Origin of the sequence: Rhodopirellula sp. UBA1907, from assembly GCF_002337565.1 — a bacterium.
GTDB lineage: Bacteria > Planctomycetota > Planctomycetia > Pirellulales > Pirellulaceae > Rhodopirellula > Rhodopirellula europaea.
Genome location: NZ_DDGH01000106.1, coordinates 23,539 through 27,104, shown reverse-complemented (window position 1 = coordinate 27,104; position 3,566 = coordinate 23,539). Strand labels below are relative to the sequence as shown.

The following is a 3,566-nucleotide window of genomic DNA, read 5'->3' as shown; positions in this document are numbered from 1 at the left end:
CCGCCGTGAAACGCTGAGCTGGAGCCCAAAGCCGACACGCAGGAGCCCACGACTATATGCGCCGTTGGGAGTCGGGTTGATTTCTGTGACGGTGGAACCGCCGCCAACGCCCAAACGCCTCATCACTTTTCGTAAGAAACCGTGAGGGGATCCTTGGGGTCTTCACGCAGGTTCGTCTGTTCCGGGCTTTCGCTGATTGCGAATCAGGCCCTCCATCGCATCAGACCCTGGCTGTGAAAAGACGATCCCATGACGAACTCCATCGAAACAAAACTGCGTGGCACGCCAAAAAACAAGAAGAATCGCCGCGGCAAAAAGAACCGACGTCGTGAACGCGTGCTCTCGATGGAGGCACTGCAATCTCGCGAATTGATGGCGGCGGACTTTTCCTGGCTCGGTGACACGCTGCAAGTCCGAGGGACAGACGGCAACGATTTCATCGCCGTGCAACACGACGTCTCCGGAACCCGAGTCTTTGCCGGCGACACGATTCAATCTGAATTGGAAGGTCGCCCGTTCGCGGAGGCTTCTCGCATCGAAGTTGCGGGCGGCGACGGCGACGATGTCTTGTTCAGCTATCAGTCTGAAATCCCTGTCAGCCTGTTTGGTGAGTCCGGAAACGACTTCTTGTTCTCCGACCAAGCCACCGCGGTGATAGATGGCGGCGAAGGCCTGGATTGGATCTACGATTCACAGATGGATGGTGTCTGGGAAGACGCACTCGGGGTCGAAGGTTTCGACTTGGACCTGAGCGATCTGGATGCGGTGCCGCAATTTGACTCCGACGACCGAATCAGCTTGCAAGTCGAACTGAACGGACGAACTGAAATCGCGGGTCAATCAATCGACGTCTCTGGCGCGGTTGAGGTCAGCGAATCAGGAGTCAACGTTCACGTCGCTGGATCCGTGGACTCTTGGTCGGATGCGTTTGGCGTCGCTGGATTGGAACTGAAAGACACGCAAATCGTCCTCGACACCAGCTCGGATGAGTTGGCGGGAGATGCTTACCGCGTTCACGTCGATTCGCACCTGGATACCGACGGAACTTTGATCGGCATCGCCGGCACCGTTGATCTGGCTCCCGAGACTGTGGACGCATCGTTCACCGGAAGCATTGAAAACTGGGACGATGCCTTTGGCATCGATGACTTGGATTTGCAACAAGCCGAGCTGTCGATCAGCGGATCCGTTGACGAGCAATCGGATTCCGAATTCAGCATTGAAATCGGCGCCGACATGTTGATCGATTCGACTCTTGTGGCCGTCGCCGGCGTTCTCGACATCTCCCCCGAACGCATCGACGCTCAACTGAGTGGCTCAGTCGAAAACTGGGCGAATGCTTTCGGAATCGAACAACTCTCGCTGAACAACGCTCACTTGAACGTCGTCGCATCCACGGATCGCAAAGAAGACCATCGCGTTGCTGTGGGTGTGCAGGCGGACATGCGAGTGGAAAACACGGACGTTGAAGTGGCGGGAAGTGTCGAGATCACACCAGACAACATCGACGTGGTCATGACAGGGAACGTTCCCCACTGGGACGATGCCTTTGGGTTCGACGACCTTGATTTGGAGGATGCCAACTTGACCGTGCTGGCATCATCTGATCGAGAGGGTTCGCAAGAACTATATGTTGATGTTGACGCTGACATGCAAGTCGAGGGTGAGATGGTGAGCGTTGCCGGAACCATTGGCTTGGACGCCGATCAGACTTCGGCCTCATTGACCGGCACGGTTCCGGGAACTTGGGATGATGCATTTGGCGTCGATCAACTCGACCTGATTGACACCGTGCTCAGTGTCGATGCACTCAAAACTCAATCCGCTTCTGAATTCAGCATCGGTGCGGCCGCCGGCATGGATCTGTTCGGTACCTATGTCGGCATCGGCGGCATGATTCAGTTCACTCCCAACGGAGTCAGCACGAACTTGGCAGGGACCGTTGCGGGAGATTGGGCCGGGGCGTTTGGCATCGATGCGTTGCAACTGAGAGACACCGAGTTGTCGATCGCAAACGATCCCACCGACGGTAGCGAGTCTGGATTCAACATTGAGCTGGACACGGACTTAGAGCTGTTTGGGAGCTACGTCGATGTGATCGGAAACCTGGATTTCAGCTTGAGTGGCGTGTCAGTGAGCCTTTCTCCTCCGGGTGAATTGGAATTTGAGAACCTGCTGGGTATCTCTGGATTTTCGCTCAGCGGTGCCGACGTCACGCTCGACGCTGGAACCGAGGGGATGAGCCTGTCGCTGGACGCGACGATGGACATGGGAAGCGTGGAGGTCGACTTCGAAGGCCTGTTCTCCATCAGCCAAGACGAAGTTTCCGCAAGTCTCACGGGCAGCATTGACCGGTGGGACGATGCGTTTGATGTCTCCGGTTTGAATCTCGAAGACGTGGTCATGACCGTGGGTGCCGAGAAGAGTGCGGCTGGCGCGAGCATGTTCATCGGCTTGGGAGCCGGCATCAGCATCGGTGACAAAGAGATCGAAGTCGCTGGGTTGGTCGGCGTCGGAACAACCGGATGGGAAGTTGCTTTCCGCGGCAGCATCGATGTGCTGGCGAGCACGGACCTGGTCGTCTTCGCCAACACGATGACCCGAGCAGGTGATCCGGATGCGAAGCCCATCCCAAGCGATGCCCTTGGCGATTTCGAAATGCAAGACGCTTACATCAACTTTGCTCCGTACGGTGGCAACGAAGCGCTCGGTATCACCGACGGCTTTGGGATTGGTGGTGAGTTCTACAAGGACGGCGAACTGCTCGCCGCTGGTGAGTTCGTCGTCGACTTGGAAACGCTCTCATTCGAAGTTGGCTTGAACATTCCCGAGATTGAACTGGGGCCGGTGGATCTAAGCGACGTCATCGTTGACATCCGCATCGCGACGGGCGACTCGTATTTTCGCGTTGCCGGGTCGGCTGAGATGATGGGAGCGGAAGTCAGTTTGGAAGGCATGATCCAATCGGATGGCGACTTCTCGCTGACCGGAACTGCGAACGTGGACGTTGCCGGCTTGGATGCTTCGGTGACGTTCACCGTGGACAACTCCGGCATGCAGTTCGAAGCGATCGTTCAAGGGACGCTTTTCAACAACGTCACCAATGCGGTCACCGGTGAGATGCTCGAAGCGGCGCAGAGTGTGCAAACGAAGATCGACGATGCTCAAGCGGTCGTTGCGGCTGCGAAAAGCAACGTGGACAAACTGAACACTGAATTGGCCGAAGCGAAGGCAGAGGCACAGAAGGAAAGCGACGAGATCCAATCGAAACTGGATTCGGCCAAAAGCATCGTGGACAGTGCTCGAGCCAGCAAAGATTACTGGTACCGAGTCCGCAAGTCACGCTACAACTCATGGCGAAGTGCTCAGTCCGCGACCAAACGTGCGGCTTGGTACAACTACGCATCCTACAAAGCAAAGGAAGTTGCCAAGTACGCTAGTTACAAATACGCCGCAACGGTTTACTCCGCGAAAGTGGTGACGTATCACGCGACTTCGGCAACGTACAACACCATTCGCAACTCGGCGGGTTGGGTGCTGGACAACGTTGGCGTCGAAGCCAATCG

The 3,566-nt window shown here is 56.4% G+C and carries 1 protein-coding gene; it reads left to right on the top strand.

Annotation, left to right across the window (positions count from 1 at the left end; translation table 11 throughout):
* Positions 1-249: 249 nt before the first annotated feature.
* Positions 250-3,566: hypothetical protein (locus tag B2R17_RS26475; RefSeq protein WP_286766352.1), on the top strand; the 3,317-nt coding region annotated here is incomplete at its 3' end.